The organism is Peribacillus huizhouensis (assembly GCF_014138605.1).
Taxonomy (GTDB): Bacteria; Bacillota; Bacilli; order Bacillales; family DSM-1321; genus Peribacillus; species Peribacillus huizhouensis.
On sequence record NZ_JACJHX010000023.1, the window covers coordinates 19972 to 42041 of the forward strand.

Here is a 22070-nt window from a genome sequence, read left to right on the forward strand (position 1 = left end):
TTTGTTCAGCTTTCTTTTCAGGTACTTAGCCTGATTATTAAATATTAAGGAGAGAATAAAATGTATAATTTTCATAATGATCTACAAATGTTGGATATGGGTAATTATCAAGTTGGTGAGTTAATGCCTGTAGATTTCCGCCAAGATCCGTTCCAGTTTAACGATATCCGTCGTTGTGGTTGTGGCGGTTGTGGTCGCTGCGGTGGTTGTGGCGGTTTTCGTTGTGGCGGTTGTGGCGGTTTTGGTTTTCGTTGTGGCGGTTGTTTTGGTTTCAGCTGTTTTGGCTTCTTTATTTAGCAGTTTGGAGATTGGTGGTAGTTCTTCAAAAAAATTCAGGTTATTTTATGAAAGGGGAAGTGCCCCTGCAAGCCGCAGGGACACTTCTTTTTTTAGTTAATCATAATGGACAAATTACAGAACATAAAATGGTAGTGCATAAACAGGAGAGATTAGCCATAAGGAGGAGCTGAATGAAGAAACTGAACTCATACTCACGTCTCAAAGTAAAAAGGGATACATTTTATCTACCTGATCCACAAGGTGGTGTGTATTTAAGAAATAACGTAAGCTCATTCCGAATGGAAGGCGGTACAATCTATCAGTGGATTGAAAAGCTGATTCCAATGTTCAACGGGGAGCATACATTGGGAGATATGACAGAGGGATTAACGGTCCCATATAGAAAAAGAGTGTATGAGATTGGAGAAACGTTGTACAAGAATGGCTTTGTCAGAGATGCAAGTCAAGATCGTCCACATCGATTAAAAGCAAGTGTTCTCGAAAAATATGCTTCACAAATTGAATTTATTGAGAATTTTGTAGATTCAGGTGGATATCGTTTTCAAGAATACCGTCAAGCTAAAGTACTTGCTGTCGGATCTGGTCCCTTTCTGGTTTCATTGGTCTCTGCATTAATTGAATCGGGACTTCCCAAATTCCATTTCATGGTGACGGATTCAGAATCAACAAATTTGGTGAGGATTAATGAGTTGGTACATAATGCCAACAAGGCTGACTCTGAGGTAGAGGTAGAACAGGTACCTTTTGAACAAGGAGAAGGCAGAGGCTTTTTGCAGGAAGCTGTGCAGCCATATGATTGGATTCTATCTGTCTCTCAGGATGGAAATGTAAAAGAACTTATGAATCTAAATATGGTTTGCAAAGAACAGAGTAAGGGATTTCTACCCGCTATCTGTTTAGAGCAAGTGGGGCTTGCAGGTCCTTTGGTGCATCCGGAATCGGATGGATGCTGGGAGTCCGCATGGCGCCGCATCCATCAATCTGCATTGCAAGAAGATCGAAAGAATCAAGACTACTCTTCAACATCGGGAGCAATTTTGGCAAATATTATTGTATTCGAATTTTTCAAGAATGCTACAGGAATAACAGGGCAGAGTAATCAAATTTACCTGCTTGATCTTGAAACGCAAAAAGGAGATTGGATTTCATTCATCACACATCCAATGTATAAGAATAAAAGTGTTTCGCCTAGATTGGTTGAAGATCTTGATCTATTGCTCAAGAAAGAACAGGATAAAAAGGAAACGTCTGGAAATCTCTTGGAATACTTCAGTCAATTAACTTCAGAAGAAACAGGGATTTTCCATACTTGGGAGGAACGAAACTTGAAACAACTTCCTCTTTCGCAATGCTATGTTCAAGCAGTTAATCCAGTGTCAGACGGACCGGCAGACCTTTTGACAGAAGTAGTCTGTTCAGGGTTTACACACGAAGAGGCAAAAAGGGAAGCCGGACTGACCGGTATTGAAATGTATGTATCACAAATGATCAAGGGATTCAGTGATCAGGAAGATAAAGATGATGGGAACATAATAAAAGGATTTATCGGTATCGGTGCAGGAGAAACAATTGCGGAGGCAGTTTGTCGTGGCCTACAAGCCTATTTAGAGGAGAAATTGAAAAACAGAACGATTGATAAGCAGAATACGATTTTTCATGTACAACTGGAAAAGATAGAAGATTCTCGCTGTAGGTTTTATTTAAATGCCCTGACTAACCTAAATGGTGCACCAACAATCGGTTTGGAAAATGAAAGGCTAGGTTTCCCAGTGATATGGGTAAGGTCTAAGAGCCGATGGTACACTAGCGCTGGTTTAAATACAACGTTGGCCTTACGGAGTGCATTGCAACAAGCACTTATGGATACTCAAAACGAGGTGAATACAACAAATCGGGAAGTGGAGTTGGCTGTTTTTCTGACAGAAAAGGAAGCTAAACTCGAAATCCCTTCTTGTGAAGAAATATCACAATTGGAACTATTACAATCCTCTGTTCAAATTCTGAACAGAAACAGCAAAAGCCTTTTTGTCTATGAACTTGCATTTGAACCTTTTTTAAAAGAGGAACTGGCAGGAGTGTTTGGTGTGCAGGTACGAGAGGAGGAATTCTGATGACCGCCCATATTCTAATTGACGGACATGGTTTATTGGCGGATTATGTCTCTGATCAATTGTCCGGCAACTATCTCGTAACACGTCAAAGCATTTTAGAAGAGGTGCCAAAAGAAACAGAATTAGCTTTGGTGCTGCACGATGCCTGGCATCCTTCGGTTCATCAACAAGCGGAAGAAAAATTAAGGAGCACAGGCATCCCGTGGCTTCGAGGTTTTGTTTCATTTGGCGAAGGAATCATTGGTCCATTCGTACATCCCGATAAGATGGGATGCTCTCGCTGTGCTGACATACGGCGTATTTTAGCTAGTCCTGATCGCCAAGAAATGTGGCAGTTTCAGATGAGTTTAGGATCAGGAGAAGGTATAGAGCGAGATGCATGGGCATCACATATGGGAATATCGCAAATGGCAACTTTGATATGTAAAGAAGTACAGCAGTTTCTTCAAGGAGAACCCAGCACCTTAGAAGAAAGAGTGTTCATTACTAACCTGAAAACGTTTAAGAACTCAAGTCACCTTTTTTTGCCTGATCCATTGTGCCCGGTGTGCAGTTCAATACCTGATGATTCACCGGAACTAGCTCAAATTAGCTTAGCATCTAGCCCTAAATTGAATGGTGATGATTATCGCTGCCGTTCAATGGATGAATTAAAAACAGTGCTTGTCAAAGATTATCTTGATTATCGTACTGGAATCCTGAATGGAAAAATGCAAGATTTCACGCTGCCCTTTGCTGATGTTTTAATGAATATGCCATTGTTTGAAGCGGATGAGGGAGTAGCAGGAAGGTCTAATTCTTATGAAATGAGTGAGTTAACGGCTATTTTGGAAGGTTTGGAACGATATTGCGGAATTGTGCCTCGAGGCAAAAGAAAGGTAGTTCGGGATAGTTATCATAATTTAGAAAATCAAGCACTAAATCCTGCAACAGTAGGTTTACATGAAAAGGATCAATATGAAAAGCCTCATTTTCCGTTTAAACAATTTAATCCTGATGACCCAATGAATTGGGTCTGGGGCTATTCGTTCTTACAAGAACGTCCTATTCTGGTTCCAGAGTTACTCGCCTATTACAGTTTGGGCTATGGAGAGGGCTTTGTTTATGAAACTTCCAATGGATGCGCATTAGGTGGGAGTTTAGAGGAGGCCATTTTCCATGCTATTATGGAGGTTGTTGAGCGAGATTCATTCTTATTAACTTGGTATGCCAGACTCCCACTTCCACGTCTTGATCTTAGTTCTGCTAACGATAAAGAATTACAGCTAATGGTCGACCGTATCCGGGAAGTGGCGGGATATGACCTTCATTTTTATAATTCTACGATGGAACATGAAATTCCAAGCGTTTGGGCAGTGGCAAAAAATAAAAAATCTAAAGGTGTAAACCTCATTTGTGCAGCTGGTGCTAACCCAGATCCAGTGCGGGCTGTAAAAAGTGCAATTTATGAGCTGGCAGGAATGATGTTTAGGGATGATGAAAAATTGGAGAAATACCGGCAGAAATATGAAAGAATGCTAAAAAATCCGTTCGCAGTACAGACCATGGAGGACCATGGCATGTTATTTGGTCTTAAAGAGGCAGAAGAACGACTGAATTTTTTATTGGATGATCATCGTCCATTACGTACGTTTGCTGAGGAATTCAAGCAGCCGCCAGTAAATCCTGATTTAAAGGATGATCTTTTAGATATGCTTAATAGGTTCCACCGCTTAAACCTCGAAGTTATTGTGGTTGACCAAACAACACCTATAATCAAACGCAATGGCTTATTCTGTGTAAAGGTCTTGATTCCCGGCATGTTACCAATGACATTTGGACACCACCTTACCCGTGTGAAAGGGCTGAAGAGAGTACTCAATGTACCGATGCAACTAGGATTTCAGAAGATGCCATTATCTTTTGAACAACTTAATCCATATCCCCATCCGTTCCCATAATGGGAGAGTAGGAGGACAAAAGAATTGGAGCTAGATACATTTCTACACCATTTACATTTTGACACGGATAAAATCTATCCGCCGGATTGGCAGGTGGACTGGGAAGACGCACCACTTCCCTATAAACTGTACCATGGCTTACCAGAGATTCCTCTTAACGCAGATGTACCGTTAGCACTTCAAAGAAGAGAAGCTGATCTAAAACCCAGTTTGGTAGAGCTTGGTTATTTCTTATGGTATGTATACGGTCTTACTCAATACTCTCAATTCGCATTAAACGAGGGAAGCAAGGAAAAAGCTGTGAGCTTTGCCCAGTCAGTACGGAGATTTGTTCCTTCTGGAGGGGCGTTATATCCCAATGAATTATATGTGTATATAAAGCTTGCGGACACTCCAACAGGCATTTACCATTATGATGTGGCACATCATCGCCTCGTTTTGGTGCGAGAAGGAAATTACGATGTCTACTTATCCAGAAGTCTTGGAAATTGCTATCCTATTTCTGACTGTTTCTGTACAGTTTTTGTCTCAACAATTTTTTGGAAAAATTTCTATAAATACAATAATTTTTCCTACAGGCTGCAAGGGTTAGATGCAGGTGTGTTAATTGGGCAATCGTTAGAAGTAGCCAATCAGATGGGTTTCTCTTCAAAGGTCTGCTACCAATTTCTTGATCGGTCTATTAATCATTTGCTTGGGCTATCCGAACAGGATGAAAGTGTATATGCGGTTATCCCATTATCTATTAACCCATCCATCCATGGTATTGGCAACAATCTTAATAGAGAAGAAATTGTTTCTGCTACAGAATTGTGCCGGGAAGTGCCATTGTTGAAGCATGTTTCTTATAACCGTTCAAAGAAGACTGTCGATTATCCGATGCTGAAAAAACTTAACGAAGCATCCATGTTTGAAACAACGAAGTCATTTGTAAAGATAAAGAAAAATAGTAGTGTGAGACCTTCCTTAGATACGGAGACGATTTTGCTACCAGTTACGGAATACTTTTCGTACGATCTCGCAACGATTTGCAGAAAGCGATATTCTCCTGATAGCGATTTTATGATGGGAAAAGTGAGTCAAACACAACTAGCTACTTTGTTAAAAGAGACATGTTCCTTCACATATCAGAATGATCTAGACGACACACAAGGGAATGTTTGTGCTCGTGTTTCTTTGTATGGCAGTTTATATAATGTGGAGGGAGTTCCAAATGGTGCATACTCTTATGACAATAATACTCATGCACTTCGAGAAATAAACCAAGGAGATTACCGGGAGTTTTTACAATTAGGATTAACAATGCCCAATGTCAATCTGTATCAAGTTCCGCTCTGTATGCATGTCGTTGGAGACAAGAATCACCTCAAAGAGAAATTGGGATATAGAGGATATCGCATTCAACAGATGGAAGCGGGTATTCTCGTACAACGTCTACTCTTGATGTCATGTGCCTTAGGGATGGGGGGCCATCCATTGCTAGGATTCGATGCGAACCAATGTGATGAACTTTATGGAATCGAATCGAAAGAAAAAAGCAGCTTGATTCAAATCCCGGTGGGTCCATACCGCCCCCGTTCCTGGTTAAAAGGAATTTTGCTTAGCTAGGAGAGACAAGAGTACGCTCTATTTTGCTCTCAACCATTTTGGTTGGGGGTCTTTTTATTGTTTAGAGCACAATGTCAAATACAACTGAGCAGAACTAGAGCAAGTTACTTTGATTCGCTTTTCTTTATTGATTCCATAGTTTAATATTTAAAAAAGGAATGAATCCTAGAGTCATTTTTTAATGGCTGTGTGGATTCATTTAAACTTTTAATAAGGTTTAAAATATGTTAAACGGATCAATCGCTTTTTTCTTTTGTGCAAAATCGATATAAGTATACATACTAGTTGTAGCATATGCTCGTACTTTTAATTGATCTTGATTTTGTGGAAGGTATTGAACAATTAAATACAGATAGCCTCAAGGGTATTGGAAAACTTGTACAAGAATTCAACAAGAAGGAGGAAATATAAAGGTTACGCCGAGTTTATTATCGAAGAAGTGAAAATGTTGTTAAATAAGTTGTCTTTAAATAAAATTAAGTCAAAGTAGCTCTGGCAATTGAAATATTTTTTGATTAATTGTACAAAGGAAATTGGCGAATATAGATTGCATTATCATTTTGAGAGGATGACAAAAAATTAATCATCATGTTTAGAATTAGAAGAAATCGTTTTTTACCAAAAATAAAAATGTGAGTATTACAATATTTCAAGCACCAGGAGAATCATATGAAAAAAAACATTTATGTCGTCGGAGCGGTCATCATTGAAAATCGTAAAATCCTATGCGCACAAAGAGGGCCATCCAAATCTTTACCGCTAAAATGGGAGTTTCCAGGCGGGAAGATAGAAGAAGGTGAGTCGCCACAAGAGGCGTTGCGACGGGAAATTGTTGAAGAAATGCAGTGCCAAATAGAGATTGGTGACCAAATTGAGCATACCGTGTATGAATATGATTTTGGTATAGTTCATTTAACAACATTTTATTGCAGGCTTACTGAAGGAAAACCAGTTTTAACTGAGCATACATCAATTAAATGGTTGTCACCAGATGAGTTGAAATCATTGGATTGGGCACCGGCAGATATTCCTGCGATTGAAAAATTATCTAGAACATCTATGATCAATGAATGTTTTAGAAAAAGAATTTAGCTATTCACCTGATACGTGTGAATAGCTTTTTTTATTTTAGGCTATTTGATTGCTACTATGGTAGGGTTGCATTTAAAACTCTGAAGAATGCCTATGACCCTTTTATAGACACTCGTTTTATAGGTCAGTAAAATTCACTTGCAATAGGCGCGTCGATATTGATACAGAATTATAATGAAGAATTTAAAAAATGCTGGTAGAATTATTATCATCGAATTTATAGATGTTTAAAAGGTGGGACTAGTAGTTTGAGCAAAGAAGGAATCATTTCTTTAGGTGAGGCATTTGTTGATCTTATTTCCGCTGATCAAACAAATACAAGCTATCAACAATTTTTAGGAGGGGCAACAGTGAATGTTGCAGTGAGGGCAAGTAGATTTGGCATCCCTTCTTATTATTTATGTAAATTAGGGACAGATGCAAACAGCTTGTTTGTCGCAAAGGCACTGAAAAAGGAAAACATCAATATTGACTATTGTGTAGCATCCTTTGAGAAAAAGGTATGTAGTGTGTACATTCATCTTAATGAGGATGGTGACAGATATTTTCATAAATATGTGAACGAGACTCCGGATGAATGGTTAACCGTTGATGAATTAGAGCAAGAACTTTTTCATACTGGGAAAATCTTTTATTTTAGCTCTGGTACACTTTTCAATGATAAAGCAAGAAAAACGACAGAACGGGCGTTAGCATATGCAGAAGAATATCACACTTTGGTGGCGTTTGATGCGAACATTCGCTTAAAGCGTTGGGAAAGTGAAGAAGAATGCAGGGAGCGGGTCTCTTCTTTTATGAAACGAGCTGATCTTGTGAAGGTGACGGAGGATGAACTGCTGTTCCTGACAGAAGCAAGCACAATGGAGGAAGGTCTAGTTAAAATGTCTAGCCTGAACATTCCGTTTCTGTTCATTACAATGGGGGAAGCGGGAGCATGTGTTTTATATGATGGAAACATAATGGATATTCCAGGAATCAAAGTTAAGGCTGTAGATACAACTGGTGCGGGAGACGCTTTTTTCGCAGCTATTTTATCTCGTTTTCATAAAGAGGGAGTGCCAGTGGACGATAGCCAATTAAAGGAGTATGTTCAATTTGCCAATAAAATAGGTGCAATTGCGACGACAAAACTTGGTTCATTGTAATGATACTGATCAAGGAAAAGGCGAATAATTGAAGAAATTTCTTCTACACGATCTAATGGTAAAGTATTGCACTCAAACTAAAGGGCAGCTTTCCTTATAGATTTAGCTGCCAAAAGGATGATAATGTGTAATTGACATAAAAGTGCCTACATATTATTATAAATCATCCCATATATGATAGAAGGATTTTAAATTTAAGAATGTCTTGAAATACAGACTTTTGATTGAATAACTAGCTGAAATTATTCTTTAAGTATAATATATGTAACTTTTGAATAAGATTTAATACTGAATTTTTATTTCTTTTAGGCTTGTTGATGTTTTTTCGTGTCACTTGTCATCTGATGAGTGACACAATAAAGACATGAACATAACAAGGTTTATCTCTTAATAGTCTAGACACTCTTGAACTACTCTGATTATCAGAGAATGAAACTTTTTGTAGATTTTGAATAAATTTTGACCCGAAAATACTGTTGATGCAGGATTTTTATCTTATTCAACAAACAGTCCATATTGGTGAGGAAAGTAATCAAATATTTATATATAATGCAATTGAAGATTGTGAAGGATTACACTTAAACTATCGGGCCCAGGTTAGTGAAATAAGAAATTAAGAAACAGAACCTTTTATGTCTTGAAGACAATCACTTCCCAATAGAGGGTCCACTCTTTGCAATTAATTTGGCACAAATTGAATTATAATTGGCATGGTTGACGTGGTATATTCCATGTTTTCCTTCTAAAATGAAAACCAGACTGCACAACTATTAGCGCAACAAGGTCAAAAAGTATATGGTGCAGCACGTCGATTAGGAAAAATGAGTGATTTAGCAAAAGATGGCTATTTATGATGCTAAGATTCTTAAAAATAATGGAGGGGATTTTTATATTTAGTCTTTCGCTTGACTTAAACTCAACTTTAACTTGTATCTTATTAATAAGGGACTTTGACTAAAAGGTTACTCATTACTACCTATTTAGTTTTGACGTAGAAATTAATTTCAGAGAGACTATATATAACATAAGGAGGAGAAAATGCACGCATTATTAATAGGCGCGACGGGAGCCACAGGTAAAGACTTGTTGGATTTATTGTTAAAAGACGATTCTTTTCATCGGGTAGATATTTTTGTTAGGAGTGATCTGGATATCCAAAATGAAAAATTAAAGATTCATGTTATTGACTTTGATAAACCAGAACAATGGAAGTATATAGTGAAGGGCGATGTTTTATTTTCTTGTTTGGGAACTACCCTTAAAGCTGCGGGAAGTAAAGAAGCTCAATGGAAAGTGGATTACGATTATCAATACCAGTTTGCGAAATTTGCCAAGGTGAATAATGTAAATAATTATGTATTGGTATCTTCTGGTTTTTCTTCGCCTAATTCTCTCTTCTTTTATACAAGGATGAAAGGTCAGTTAGAAGAGGCTGTAAAGGCTTTAGAATTTCCAAAGTTAGCAATCTTTAACCCGCCTTTATTGATACGAAAAAATAGTGATAGAATAATGGAAGTTGCCGGATTGAAAGCCATCCAGTTTTTTAATAAAATACGAATTTTTCGTTCTCAAAAACCTCTACCTACTGAAATATTGGCTCAAGCCATAATAAATTCCGCCAAATCAAAAGAATACGGAATTACTACAATAAAAGGCAAAGCGATTTGGAAATGTGCTGGAGCTAAATATGAATAAATATTGATGAATTAATAATGTATATGAAGGAATCCTTCATCATCTGGGGAATTTTCCTTAGAGATATCTAGCTGCAAATAGGTAGCTGATTTTTCTATAAGTTAAACGGGCCGTTCCTATAATAAATCAACTGTAGAAATGGAGAAGTTTGGTTTATTTATTGCTATGGCTGATTTAGGTGTTTCGTTAGGCGGTGTTATCATGGGGCCGGTAGCAGATTTTACCTCATATTCATTTATGTATATGATTTGTGGTGTTTCTTTTTGTACGGCTGCTTTTTATCCAAGAATGCTTGAACTTGACTTTCACCTTTTGCCACATCCAGACCAATGACTGGATTCATAATTTATCCCCTCCTGAAAATCTATTAACCGGTAACCCCTATTCCTCCATGTAGTATCATAGCTTCGCTTGTTATACGAGATCATTGTCCCAACCAGCCTCAATCATGTTTCTACAAGTAGGGGGCGAACTGTTTAATGGACGGGATCGAGTCCCAAGGGCCAGAACGTTCTACCCCGGCTACCGCAATCATATATCGATATAAAAAAAGGTCAATCAGAAATATTTTCTTTTCTGATTGACCTTATAATACGAAGGACCAGATTGTTTAGTAACGATTAGTAAGTTAAATGAATATTTATTTTACACAAATGGAGATTGTGAAGAAATGTACTTAAACTAATGTTGCAGGTTAATTTAACAAGAGGAACTGCTGATTTCGGTCAGTGATTGCTTAGAGGCATAAGGCGAAAAATCTAAGATTATGGAAATTGAGTTCGTAATTAGTGATGTTGTTAAAAACCAACAATTTTTATCATTTTATTCCGTTTTTTACAATGGGAAAAGATATTATCTTGTTATTATGAAAATGAAGAGATGCAGGTTATTACTAAAAAAACATTTAAAACTTTAGTAATTATTGTGAATGAGAGGATTAAAATATGATGCTTACAATTGATAAAGAAAAACAAATATTAACATTTTAAAATTCAGGAAAAAGTTCAATAAACTTTCAAGAATTTCTCATTTGAATTTCTTATTTGCAAGATAAAATGTAAGCGCATTTATGTATGCGAGATCAGGGGGATATCATGAGACAATAAAGAAAAAAACTATATACTACAACTATATCAGCAGTTGTATCCTTGTTCATCTTATCGGGGTGTAATTAGGAGAATGTAAGTAGCGAAGAACCTAAAAAAAGCGACTGTAGAATTCATTAAGCACTGGCAAAATACAGCTAGTCCAAATACACTTTGGCTTCAAACGACTGAAGAGTTAATCCATAAATATGGTTTAATGGGTCCCAAATCAGCTCGTGTCCATGCTGTCGTTTCAGGCGCTACTTATACATCACTGACAGCGGTATTCCAAGCAAAATATCAATATTTATGCCCAAAACCAACTGATTTAGACCTAACTATTAAAATACCAGAGGGAATGATGGTGCCTCCGCATCCTTCTTATCCTTCAGGACATACAGCAACAGCATGGACGGCTGCTTATATATTGTCTTATTTCTTCCCGAATGAAAAAACTCACATAGACGAAACGGCAGAAAAAGTAGCACTTTCTAGAGAACAAATGGGCATTCATTTTAAAAGTGATAACGATGCCGCTAAAAAATTAGCAAAAGCTGTTACAAACGATATTATTCAAAGTTTAAAAGATGACAATGCTCCAACGAATTACACCGAAGTGAAAAACACGGGTTCTAGCCATGGAGCTTGACATTAATATCGACTAAGACAGACTACTATAAATAATAAATAAGATTGGAGATTCTATGAAGAAAAAATTATTAACACTAATGATAGTAATGATTGGTGCAATCTCTCTTTTTACTGGTGTGGCAAGTGGCACATGTAACCGTACAACCACAGGAAACTTTACAAGGTAAATATGAAGTGTTTACTGTTCGGGTTCCATCTGAGAATGAAACCATTCCTACAATGAAGATAGAAGTTAAATTTCCAACGGAAGTGAACATTACACGCTTTGAACCGAAATCAGGATGGAAATATGAAGTTCAAAAAGATGCTTCAGGCAAAATTACAAGTGTTATCTGGACGACAGAAGGCAAGGTTTATCTTCAACAGAATTTGGTCAGTTTAATATGCAAGGAAAAGTTGCAGATGACTCAAAGGAAATTGTTTGGAAAGCGTATCAAACATATCAAGATGGAAGTGTTGTTGAATGGGTTGGAGCACCAGATGCTGAAAAACCAGCTTCTGTGACAGTAGTAACCCAGCTGATCCATCAGATGCACATGGACATAGACATTTAGAAAAATCAACTGATACATCCTCAAATGACCAAAAAGCTACTGAAGAGAAAGTAAATGCAGAGGAAACAAAAACAAGCTCTAACAATGTTCCACTTTACCTTTCTATTGCAGCTCTAATTGTAGGATTATTAGCATTATTTATTTCCTTCAAAAAAAGAGGCTAAATAATATGTAAGGCAGGGTCTTGGACAAAGCCATCCATGTTTATCACCGTCTTGCCACTCACACGGGCATTTTGCTCTTGCTGAAGCCTATAAAAGAGAAGGCAATTTCCACCTATCAGAACTTATAGTATAAGAATAATAAGGGGAGTCTTAAATGAATAAAAATTTACTAAGTGTACTGTTAATTTTTACAATAATTCTTTCTAATTTTTCCACGGCAAGTGCAGAAACAACGGTAGCTTCGTTAAGAGTAGGAATCACTAAAGACGAAAATGGTCTTAATCCATATACCTATGTTACCGGTTATCCTGGCTTGGACTTAATGAACTTACTCTATGATAATCTTTTCCAATTGGATGTAGATAATAAACCAGTTCCCTGGCTGGTTAAAGACTACAAGGTTAGTGATGACGGCTTAACCTATGAATTTACTCTTCATGACGAAGTAAAATGGCATGATGGGAAGCCGCTTACAGCAGAAGATGTTAAATTCACGATGGAATATTTCATCAAATATCCTAAATCTCGCTTCACGAATCCACTCAAATCGATTTCCGCAATAAATGTTACCGACGAAATTAAATTTTCTTTAGTTTTATCAAAAGCAGATCCTAACTTCATGATACAGCCTCTAGCTGATCTACCGATTTTACCAAAACATATTTGGTCTACGATCGATAAGCCTGATGATGAAATGAATGCATTAGGGAGCGGTCCATACATTTTAGAAGAACATAAATCGGGACAATTTTACAAAATGAAGGCCAATAAGGATTACTTTAAAGGAGCACCGCCGATTGAGGAAATAATTTTTCCTATTATTGAGGATTCAACAGCCATGTTTAACGCACTTCAATCAGGTGAGATTGATGTTATTTCATCAAGTATTTCTCCAGAACTTGTTAACCAATTTGAAACCAACCCTTCCCTAAAAGTGGCTAGAGGACCTGGATACAGTACATCACTCTTCCAGATTAATGCGGAAAAATACCCGATGACAGAGAAAGCGTTCCGTCAGGCGATTGATTATGCAATCGACAAAGAAAATTTAGTGAAAACGGTGCTATTAGGTCTTGCGGAAGTTGGAAGCCCAGGATTTATTCATCCTTCCTCTCCTTTCTACAACAATAACTTGAAGCCCGTTTTTGATCAGGAAAAAGCAAAACAAATATTAGAGGATGCGGGCTTTAAGGATACAGATGGTGATGGGTTCAGGGAAGATCAGCAAGGGAAGAAAATAGATTTAACAACACTTGTATATTCAAATAACCCTATCAGAATTCGGACAGCAGAATTAATTTCGGAAGCATTACATAATGTTGGAATAAAAAATACTGTAAAAGCGATGGATTCTACTACAGTAGATTCATTAATGTGGCCGGATTTTGATGTTAGCAAAGGTAGAGATTATGATTTAGGTGTTTGGAGCTGGTCTAATACAATGCAGTTATTCCCTGACAGATTAGTAGATTTATTCCATTCAGACCCAACTCTTGGTTCAGTTAATATTGGTGCGTATAAAAATCCTGAGTTTGATGCACTTGCTGAGAAACTTAAGAACACAATTGATGAAACAGAAAGAACAAATTTGATAAAACAATTGCAGGCGTTTGTAGCGGAAGACTCACCGATTATTACGCTTTATTACCAAGAAATTGTCAATGCATATAATCCAAAAGTATATGACGGATTTGTGTTCCAAGTAGGAAAAGGGATTATAAATAAATTATCATTTGTCTTGGGGGAGAAGCCTGAGCAGCCAGCTAATGAACAACCAAAGAATGACGAGAAGTCAGCTGAAGATAATCAGACTGATAGTAATGAGGTAGCCCAGAACAACACAAGTGTATATATTTTCATAGGAGTGTTACTGATCGCTGTGCTGGCCTTCTTCTTAAGAAAGAAAAAGAAAACAGATAAAGACGATTTTGATATTTAATAAATACAAATTCCCGTAAAAACGTTTGTTTTTTGCGGGAACTTTTTCATCCATCAGAGAGGTGAAGGGTATGGGTAAATTCGTGGCAGGAAAGTTTTTGCAATATGTCATAGTCATAATACTAATGGTGACACTGAACTTTTTATTACCGAGGGTGATGCCAGGAAATCCTCTAGTATTTTTGGCTGGAGAAGATGTTGGGTTTATGTCCAGTGCAGAAAAAGAGGCGATATTAGAAAAACATGGATTAAATGATTCCATTGTTCAGCAATATGGGACTTATTTAAAAAATATTTTTACTGGGGAATTTGGTTTTTCTTATCAGCAAAAACGCCCGATTATTGAATTGCTAAAGGAAAGACTTCCTTGGACCATACTTTTGTCTGGACTAGGATTAGTATTATCTACTATTATCGGAGTTCTTTTTGGTACGATATCAGCTTGGAAACGAGGGACAAAAACCGATGTGAATCTTCTAACGATGTTTATGTTTCTAAGTGCAATGCCTTCCTTTTGGGTTGGAATGATTTTAGTCTCCGTTTTTTCAGTACAATTAGGCTGGCTGCCGGTATTCGGTGCAGAAAGTGCCTGGTCTAATTTAAAGGGAATGGATCGATTTATTGATATTGTAAAACATCTTATTCTCCCTTTGACGACGCTAGTACTAATCTCTGTAACAAGTACGTTTATGATCATGCGATACTCAATGTTAAATGTATTAGGTGAAGATTACATTATGATTGCTAAAGCAAAGGGTGTGAAAGAAAAGGTAATAAGATATAAGCATGCAATGAGAAATGCGTTGTTACCAGTCGCAACAGTATTTATGCTAAGTCTTGGATTCACACTGGGTGGTGCTACGGTAATAGAGACAGTATTTGCCTATCCGGGAGTAGGGCGATTGATGTTCGAATCCGTCCTTAGCCGTGATTATCCTCTTATTCAAGCAACCTTTTTAATAATTACTTTCAGTGTAGTTATCGCTAATTTTTTGGCGGATTTAATATATCCGTTTCTGGATCCAAAGGTGGGAAGACATAATGGATAAACAAAAATGGAAGCATTATTGGAGGGTGTTATCCTCAAATAAATTGGGATTATTTGGGGTGTCCTTACTTGTAATATTTTTATGTATTGCTCTTTTTGCTCCATTCATTGCCCCATTTGATCCTACAGAAAGAGTTGGCTCACCATTTATGAAGCCAAATGGTGTTTTCCTGCTCGGTACAAACGATATAGGTCAGGACATATTCAGTGAACTGCTGTATGGTACTAGAGTGTCACTTTTAATTGGCGTTATTGCCGCTTTAATCTCAATTATTTTAGGCTGTCTTATCGGTGTTATTGCAGGTTATTTTTCGGGAAAAGTTGATTCATTCCTAATGAGATTAGTAGATTTAGTTTTAGTTATCCCATTTCTTCCACTAATGATATTATTGGCGGCCTTTATCGGTCCAAGTTTCTGGAATATAGTTTTAGTTATCAGTCTTATTTCTTGGGCATCTCCGGCAAGGGTCATTCGGTCCCAGGTATTAACTTTAAAAACTAAAGGTTATGTTGAAGCTGCTAGATCGATTGGTACAGGTGTAGGGGCCATCTTAACCCGACACATTTTGCCCGGTGTGATTCCGATTGCCCTTTCACAATTTGTTTTAGCTGCAAGTCATTCGATATTAATTGAGGCTTCTCTAAGCTTCCTCGGACTAGGTGACCCATTTACAAAGAGCTGGGGAACAATTTTGTATTATGCACAGGCCAGAGGTGCCTTTATAACGGATGCTTGGATTTGGTGGGTTTTGCCGCCAGGATTATTAATAACAACACTTGTTATTAGTTTTGCCTTTACAGGTTATTCCTTAGAAGAAATATTGAATCCTCGGCTGAGAAAGGAGCAATAATGTATGAGTACTGTGCTATCAGTAGAAAAACTGTCCACATTTTTTAGAACTGATAAAGGGATTGCAAAGGCTGTTGAGAACGTTTCTTTTTCTGTAGATAAAGGGGAGATGCTTGGGTTAATTGGGGAGTCTGGCTGCGGAAAAACGACTGTGGCCCAATCTATTTTAAGGTTAATAGAATACCCAGGAAAAGTGGTGGCAGGCAGTGTTTACTTAAATGGAAAAAACCTTTTAAAAGCTACGGATTCAGAACTTACTGGTTTAAGATGGAGAGAAATTTCGGTTATTCCTCAAAGTGCGATGAATGCATTAAATCCAGTTTACACTGTCGGAGACCAAATTATCGAGGCGATCTTGCTTCATGATAATGTAAATAAAAAAGAAGCCGTTGAACGTACTAAGAGATTGCTCGAACTGGTAGGAATTGATGGAGAGCGGTGGAAAAGCTACCCTCATGAATTTAGCGGAGGTATGAAGCAACGCGTAGCCATAGCGATGGCACTAGCTTGTAATCCAAAATTGGTTATCTCTGATGAGTCCACAACTGGTCTCGATGTGCTAACACAGGCTCAGGTTATTGCCTTGATCAAAAATTTACAAAAGAAGATGAATTTGTCAGTTATCCTTATTTCTCACGATCTACCAATGGTAACTTCTATTTGTGATAGAATAGCGATCATGTATGCAGGTAATTTAGTAGAGTGGGCTTCAACGAAAGAAATTCTAAATGATGCAAGACATCCTTATTCAAAAGCTTTGTTAAATGCAACCCCTGATCTTTCTAATTCGGAGCGTGAAGTCATATCTATTCCGGGAAGTGTTCCTAGCCTAGTTAATATTCCTACTTGTTGCCGTTTCCATACTAGATGTCCTTATGCATTTGACCGATGCAGACAGGAAACACCCGAGTTTATGGAAATCAAACCGGGACATTATGTGGCCTGTTTTTTAGAGGAGGAACAAAATGGATAAATCAGTTCTGCTCAAGGTAAATCATTTAAAGAAAACGTTTGTTAAAAAGACAAGAACCCTACTGAAAAGAAAGAAAACAGATGTATTTGCAGTAAACAATGTGAATTTTGAAATTAGAAAAGGCGAAATTCTGGGGATTATTGGCGAAAGTGGATGTGGAAAAACAACAACAGCAAGAATGGTCATGCGTTTAATGAAAGAAACGAGTGGTGAAGTTTGGTTTGATGGAGTTGACCTATGTAAATTAAAGGAATCAGAAACCAATAAAATCAGAAAAAAAATGCAAATGATCTTTCAAGATCCTTATGATACGCTAAATCCTGGTATGAGGGTTGTCGATATATTAATGGAGCCCCTTAACGCTCATGAAAAAAAACTGGAATACGAAGAAAAAGTCAAACTAGTTAAAGAAGCTATTGAATCCATCAAATTAAAACCTGCTGAAGATTATATGTATCGCTATCCACACCAGTTAAGCGGAGGGCAACGGCAAAGAATAGCTATAGCGAGAGCCATAATTTTGAAACCTTCATTTATAGCAGCTGATGAACCAACCTCGATGTTAGATGTTTCTGTACGTGCAGAGATATTAAATATTCTCCTTGAATTGAGAAAGAAGATGGGGTTAACGATGATGTTCATTACCCATGATTTATCGACGGCAAGTTATATGTGTGACCGGATTGCTGTAATGTATCAGGGGCGAATCGTAGAAATTGGTCCCACTCAAAAAATTATTCATGTTCCATCCCATCCTTATACTAAGGCCCTAGTTTCGGTTGTCAAAGATTTAAACTATTTTATAAAGAATAGGGAGAGGTTGATTCTTGATGGTGAAGTGGATGCTACAAGAGAGGCAGTTGGATGTTCGTTTGTAACGAGGTGTCCTCACCAGGTAAGTGTTTGTCACAGCAAATCACCTAAAGTTGAATCATTAGGAAATGGCCATGAAGTAGCTTGCCATTGTCATGCAGACTTATTAGAAAGAACTTCTTAGGGATTAAAAAAAATTCAGGAATTAAAGAAACTGAAAGAATCACAAATAATTCCTTCAAGGAAATAATCTAGATGAACGAAGATTTCTTATATAGTTACCAACATTAATGTCAGTGAGGGTGTATTCGGTTGGAGTTACCATGACCTCATGTAAATCACTACTTGTAGATTAAGAAGAATTAAGTGATTTTAGGATTAAGAACTAAGTTTATAGTTATTCAATTAAAGGGCGCATTTTCAGAGGATCTGATATGCGCTTTTTGCATGAAAGGGACAGATTGTTGAAGAATAGCAAGGGAAAATATCAACTTTGACAGACGTATACGAAGAATTTAAAGGTTTGGGTATGTTAAAAGGCAGTCTTTGTCTGCATTATAATGACATAGAACGGCGTATTGCGTTTGATAACTGGGCAATTACTCAAAAAAACAGCACTTTATATACTTAAGGGGACAATGAAACGCGCTATTGATTTTTTGTCAGCAGAAAATACACATTTTGAGAACTTTTTGAGCATAAGCTCTGGGTTCTTATGCCCAAAGCTTTTTCTATATTTACTTTTGAATTTTGTTAATGATATTCTGCCCATATTTATTTGTGTAATAATAATAGGTGTACGATTCTCCTGAGATTAAATTCTTTTTATACCAATCATTAGATGATCTAAAAACCATATACTTACCGGAAGATGTTTTCACTTCAAAAGAATTGCCATCAGCCCACCCAATCAAAATCCCTTTTTCATAATGAGACTGTTCAACATTGGACCATGCAGCCTCAACAGGAATTGCAGCTCCCACACCTGAAACCAGCATTCCAGCGATCCCAAAAGCAACAGCAAACTTTTTCAATTTCTTCATACTAAATCACCCCCAAAACATTATCATCATTGCTAATATTAATATTTATATTATCATCACAAGAACAAATACAGATGTATGTTCTCATTATGTAAACATTATATGCAAAAAAAAGGAAAAAAGAAGGGGGCCATTTTCTTAAAATATCAATAATTTGTGAAGTGTTGTACTTAAAGTAAAGGGTGCTTTACTTCAATAAGTGGTAGGTTTTAAGGAACAATAAAGTTATATAAAAACGTCAGTCATGTTATTTTATGAAAGGGCGCGTTTCTGTAATAAGGAACAGCCCTATTTCCATTATAGGGCCAAATTCTTGAACAAGATAAGTCAATAATCTAATTTTAAAGGAGGTCGATGTGGTTTCTATTCTGGGAATTAATTCAACTTACATCGGAGTTTACTTGAATAAGCACACCAACCTTAAATATTTTTTGGGCTTATATTATAAATTTTTTTCTTTGAATGAGGAATGCTTTTTATTTTTGCTTAAAACAAAAATATACAATAAAAATGTTATCCTAATTAATAAAAAATTATTGTAAAACGATAAAATGTATATTAAAATCAAAATCGTAATAAATAAGTGAGGTGCTTTTTATGGAAAAAGTAACAACGTTGTTTTTAAAAATAGCTGTTATTCTTTTAGGAGTCCCAGTTCTTGCTCTGTGCATCTTTTTGGTGCCTGAGATGGCGAACCTTGCAGCAAAATTGCTTCCAGAGTTTGCTTTTATAAAATATATCGTTTTCATCGCTTTTGATGCATCGGCGATACCTTTTTACTTTGCTTTGTATCAGGCTTTCATACTCTTACGCTATATTGACAAAAATAAAGCTTTCTCTGATTTATCTGTAAAAGCTTTAAAGAAAATCAAATACTGTGCCATCACAATCAGTATTTTGCATGTGCTAGTTTGGCCGCTCTTCTATATCTTTGCGGAAGTAGACGACGCACCAGGAGTTATCTTTGTCGGATTGGTTGTTCCTTTTGCTTCGATGGTTATCGCAGTCTTTGCGGCTGTTCTCCAAAAACTTTTAAAAGAAGCAATTAATATCAAATCAGAAAATGATTTAACGGTCTGAGGTGAATAACAATGGCAGTTATAATCAATATTGATGTGATGTTAGCAAAAAGGAAAATGAGCGTAACAGAACTTTCGGAGAAGGTTGGAATAACAATGGCGAACCTTTCTATATTGAAAAATGGAAAGGCAAAAGCGATTCGATTATCCACTTTAGAGGCAATTTGTAAGGCTTTAGAATGTCAGCCTGGAGATATTTTAGAATACAAAAGTGACGAAGACAGTTAAACATTGTGGAGGAAACTTAGTATAACAATTATTAGGGGAGGTATAACTATGGACATTAACAATTTGATTATTGAAAATATTGCTAACCCCCATGAGCTGGAGAGAATGTATAGAAAAGACCCGAAAGCTTTTAATAAGTCATTCTCACAAGCATGGGAACAAAATCCTGATTCTCAGATTCTTGGTGTTTGGTATGAAAGATTGCATTTCAAGGAGACGGCAAATACGGAAAAATCTTCCTTGATTCAAAAAGGTTTCTTATTCATGGGCATTTTAGCCATTCTGGCCGGGATAAGCACCAGGATCATTTTCCATTTTGTCGAAAAGGAAGCAATTGCTCCAATTAACCTGGCTTTTGGTATAATTCCCTTTATTGCTGCCTATTTTGTTTACAATAATACTCCGAAAAAAAGTGTTATTTATTCCATTGCAGCGCTGTTCCTAATTTCCGGGTTTTATCTTAATATGCTGCCATTAAATTATAAAGACAGTATTATCCTTGCTTACACCTTCCCATATTCTTATGGGTATTGGTAGGGCTTGCATTTACAGGAAATGAATATTCAAAAGGCAGTACAAGATTAGCCTATATTAAATTTAATTTGGAATATTGTATTCTCTACGCCAGCATGGCAGTTAGCGGAATGGTACTAGCAGCATTAACCATGCAGTTATTTAGCTTTGTTGGCTTGGATATAGAAGACTTCTATTTTAGTAATGTCGTTTTATTTGGTGCTGCCGCTCTCGCTATTGTGGCTGCATACCTGGTATCAATGAATCTTAAACTTGCAAAGAATATTACACCATATATAGCTAAAATTTTTAGTCCTCTTGTCCTGGTCACGTTGTTGGTCTATCTTATAACGGTTATATGGGTCGGAAAAAATCCATTCTTGGACCGAAATTTCCTGATAGCCTTCAACGGAATACTCCTTGGTGTATTGGCCGTTACCATATTTTCCATTACCGAGAGCGACACAGACGAGAAAAAGAACATTTCAGATTATATAAATTTTGCCTTAATTGTTCTTGCGCTTATCATTGACAGTGTGGCTTTGTCAGCCATCGTGTTCAGACTTTCTTCTTATGGGATTACGCCTAATAGACTTGCTGTTTTAGGAGTAAACATACTTATCTGGGCAAATCTAATTTGGATTATGCTCTCCTATATGCGTTTTCTACAAAACAAATCCGGACCTTCAACTATTCAAGATGCCGTTACAAAGTATTTGCCGTTCTACGGACTTTGGGCAGCTTTCGTTACATTTACATTTCCTATAATTTTTAATTAGAAAGGCTCTGTTAATATAACGAAAAGCTAATCTTCTAAAACTTATAAAATCCTTAGAGCCGATATTATGCAGCTTTTTATACAGAGTTGCATAGTTTTGGCTTATTTTCATTACTAAAGTTAAAAAGAGGGTATTCAAACTAGAAGACATAATATATTGTTGCAACTAGATTATTTAAAATATGTCCAGTTTCATGTGCCCAACGAAAAAGGACTTCATGAAACGTATTTGATAAGCTAAACTTGCAGGTTTTTAGTTTGAGTTTGATTTAGATTAAATGTGAAAAGATGTACTTACACAAAAGAGGGCGTTAGTTGAAGAAGAATTAAGTAATATTATAAGTGAGGTCAGACTTTAGTTATTCAATTAAACCAGCTAATAGATTGTCAATAAAAATCTTTTAAATTAAAAATCACTTCATGCTATACTAAAAATGAACAACTCAAATAACCCTCCGAATC

Annotated in this window: 17 protein-coding genes and 2 pseudogenes; 18 read left to right on the forward strand and 1 reads right to left on the reverse strand. The window is 36.8% G+C overall.

What is annotated here, in order from left to right; genetic code table 11:
• The first annotated feature begins 60 nt into the window (after positions 1–60).
• The 15 genes and pseudogenes from HNP81_RS20950 (at position 61) to HNP81_RS21015 (ending at position 18151) form a co-directional block, all read left to right on the forward strand.
• A complete protein-coding gene (locus HNP81_RS20950; protein WP_182503907.1) occupies positions 61–297 on the forward strand; it encodes a heterocycloanthracin/sonorensin family bacteriocin in 237 nt (78 codons plus the stop codon).
• A 173-nt stretch (positions 298–470) separates the two neighbouring features.
• Positions 471–2411: a putative thiazole-containing bacteriocin maturation protein gene (locus HNP81_RS20955; protein WP_182503908.1), complete on the forward strand. Its 1941-nt coding sequence runs from the start codon at positions 471–473 to the stop codon at positions 2409–2411.
• Positions 2411–4351 (forward strand): TOMM precursor leader peptide-binding protein, encoded by a 1941-nt coding sequence (locus HNP81_RS20960; protein ID WP_182503909.1) that lies wholly within the window; start codon positions 2411–2413, stop codon positions 4349–4351. The genes HNP81_RS20955 and HNP81_RS20960 overlap by 1 nt, the downstream gene beginning before the upstream one ends.
• Before the next feature lie 24 nt (positions 4352–4375).
• Positions 4376–5959: a SagB family peptide dehydrogenase gene (locus tag HNP81_RS20965; protein ID WP_182503910.1), complete on the forward strand. Its 1584-nt coding sequence runs from the start codon at positions 4376–4378 to the stop codon at positions 5957–5959.
• A 669-nt stretch (positions 5960–6628) separates the two neighbouring features.
• Positions 6629–7051: a (deoxy)nucleoside triphosphate pyrophosphohydrolase gene (locus HNP81_RS20970; RefSeq protein ID WP_028391098.1), complete on the forward strand. Its 423-nt coding sequence runs from the start codon at positions 6629–6631 to the stop codon at positions 7049–7051.
• 248 nt (positions 7052–7299) lie between these two features.
• A complete protein-coding gene (locus tag HNP81_RS20975; protein ID WP_182503911.1) occupies positions 7300–8196 on the forward strand; it encodes a carbohydrate kinase family protein in 897 nt (298 codons plus the stop codon).
• 1038 nt (positions 8197–9234) lie between these two features.
• A complete protein-coding gene (locus tag HNP81_RS20980) occupies positions 9235–9891 on the forward strand; it encodes an NAD(P)H-binding protein (protein WP_182503912.1) in 657 nt (218 codons plus the stop codon).
• A 1221-nt stretch (positions 9892–11112) separates the two neighbouring features.
• Positions 11113–11625 (forward strand): phosphatase PAP2 family protein, encoded by a 513-nt coding sequence (locus HNP81_RS20985; RefSeq protein WP_312859717.1) that lies wholly within the window; start codon positions 11113–11115, stop codon positions 11623–11625.
• Positions 11626–11801: 176 nt separating this feature from the next.
• Positions 11802–11879 (forward strand): annotated as a pseudogene (locus HNP81_RS24510) (YcnI family copper-binding membrane protein); the annotation flags it as partial.
• Between the two features lie 131 nt (positions 11880–12010).
• Positions 12011–12181, forward strand: a complete 171-nt coding sequence (locus tag HNP81_RS24515; protein ID WP_312859716.1) for a DUF1775 domain-containing protein — start codon at positions 12011–12013, stop codon at positions 12179–12181.
• 318 nt (positions 12182–12499) lie between these two features.
• Positions 12500–14284 carry an ABC transporter substrate-binding protein gene (locus HNP81_RS20995; protein WP_182503914.1) on the forward strand — a complete coding sequence of 595 codons (1785 nt, stop codon included), beginning with the start codon at positions 12500–12502 and terminating at the stop codon, positions 14282–14284.
• Between the two features lie 70 nt (positions 14285–14354).
• Positions 14355–15332, forward strand: a complete 978-nt coding sequence (locus HNP81_RS21000; RefSeq protein ID WP_182503915.1) for an ABC transporter permease — start codon at positions 14355–14357, stop codon at positions 15330–15332.
• Complete coding sequence (locus HNP81_RS21005; protein ID WP_034300927.1) at positions 15325–16182, forward strand: ABC transporter permease; 858 nt, start codon at positions 15325–15327, stop codon at positions 16180–16182. Before HNP81_RS21000 ends, HNP81_RS21005 begins: the two co-directional genes overlap by 8 nt.
• Positions 16183–16185: 3 nt before the next feature.
• On the forward strand, positions 16186–17154 hold the full coding sequence (locus HNP81_RS21010; RefSeq protein WP_182503916.1) for an ABC transporter ATP-binding protein: 969 nt from the start codon (positions 16186–16188) through the stop codon (positions 17152–17154).
• Entirely contained in the window at positions 17147–18151 is a 1005-nt protein-coding gene (locus tag HNP81_RS21015) for an ABC transporter ATP-binding protein (protein WP_028391083.1), read from the forward strand. Before HNP81_RS21010 ends, HNP81_RS21015 begins: the two co-directional genes overlap by 8 nt.
• 553 nt (positions 18152–18704) lie before the next feature.
• Here HNP81_RS21015 and HNP81_RS21020 read toward each other — a convergent pair.
• Positions 18705–19010 carry a hypothetical protein gene (locus HNP81_RS21020; protein WP_182503917.1) on the reverse strand — a complete coding sequence of 102 codons (306 nt, stop codon included), beginning with the start codon at positions 19008–19010 and terminating at the stop codon, positions 18705–18707.
• Positions 19011–19607: 597 nt separating this feature from the next.
• On the opposite strand from HNP81_RS21020, the gene HNP81_RS21025 reads away from it, so the two are divergent.
• The 3 genes and pseudogenes from HNP81_RS21025 to HNP81_RS21035 all read left to right on the forward strand — a co-directional run bounded on the left by HNP81_RS21025 (position 19608) and on the right by HNP81_RS21035 (position 21609).
• Positions 19608–20090, forward strand: coding sequence for a DUF2975 domain-containing protein (locus HNP81_RS21025; RefSeq protein WP_182503918.1), 483 nt, complete (start codon positions 19608–19610; stop codon positions 20088–20090).
• Positions 20091–20101: 11 nt separating this feature from the next.
• On the forward strand, positions 20102–20317 hold the full coding sequence (locus HNP81_RS21030; protein ID WP_182503919.1) for a helix-turn-helix domain-containing protein: 216 nt from the start codon (positions 20102–20104) through the stop codon (positions 20315–20317).
• Between the two features lie 48 nt (positions 20318–20365).
• Positions 20366–21609 (forward strand): annotated as a pseudogene (locus HNP81_RS21035) (DUF4153 domain-containing protein).
• Positions 21610–22070 lie beyond the last annotated feature (461 nt).

What these genes read in the sequence shown, in the direction of transcription:
- HNP81_RS24515 (WP_312859716.1), top strand. Translation starts at nt 12,011, where the DNA reads ATGCAAGGAAAAGTTGCAGATGACTCAAAGGAAATTGTTTGGAAAGCG.
- HNP81_RS20960 (WP_182503909.1), top strand. Translation starts at nt 2,411, where the DNA reads ATGACCGCCCATATTCTAATTGACGGACATGGTTTATTGGCGGATTAT.
- HNP81_RS21015 (WP_028391083.1), top strand. Translation starts at nt 17,147, where the DNA reads ATGGATAAATCAGTTCTGCTCAAGGTAAATCATTTAAAGAAAACGTTT.
- HNP81_RS20980 (WP_182503912.1), top strand. Translation starts at nt 9,235, where the DNA reads ATGCACGCATTATTAATAGGCGCGACGGGAGCCACAGGTAAAGACTTG.
- HNP81_RS21005 (WP_034300927.1), top strand. Translation starts at nt 15,325, where the DNA reads ATGGATAAACAAAAATGGAAGCATTATTGGAGGGTGTTATCCTCAAAT.
- HNP81_RS20950 (WP_182503907.1), top strand. Translation starts at nt 61, where the DNA reads ATGTATAATTTTCATAATGATCTACAAATGTTGGATATGGGTAATTAT.
- HNP81_RS21030 (WP_182503919.1), top strand. Translation starts at nt 20,102, where the DNA reads ATGGCAGTTATAATCAATATTGATGTGATGTTAGCAAAAAGGAAAATG.
- HNP81_RS21020 (WP_182503917.1), bottom strand. Translation starts at nt 19,010, where the DNA reads ATGAAGAAATTGAAAAAGTTTGCTGTTGCTTTTGGGATCGCTGGAATG.
- HNP81_RS20995 (WP_182503914.1), top strand. Translation starts at nt 12,500, where the DNA reads ATGAATAAAAATTTACTAAGTGTACTGTTAATTTTTACAATAATTCTT.
- HNP81_RS21025 (WP_182503918.1), top strand. Translation starts at nt 19,608, where the DNA reads ATGGAAAAAGTAACAACGTTGTTTTTAAAAATAGCTGTTATTCTTTTA.
- HNP81_RS21010 (WP_182503916.1), top strand. Translation starts at nt 16,186, where the DNA reads ATGAGTACTGTGCTATCAGTAGAAAAACTGTCCACATTTTTTAGAACT.
- HNP81_RS20970 (WP_028391098.1), top strand. Translation starts at nt 6,629, where the DNA reads ATGAAAAAAAACATTTATGTCGTCGGAGCGGTCATCATTGAAAATCGT.
- HNP81_RS21000 (WP_182503915.1), top strand. Translation starts at nt 14,355, where the DNA reads ATGGGTAAATTCGTGGCAGGAAAGTTTTTGCAATATGTCATAGTCATA.
- HNP81_RS20955 (WP_182503908.1), top strand. Translation starts at nt 471, where the DNA reads ATGAAGAAACTGAACTCATACTCACGTCTCAAAGTAAAAAGGGATACA.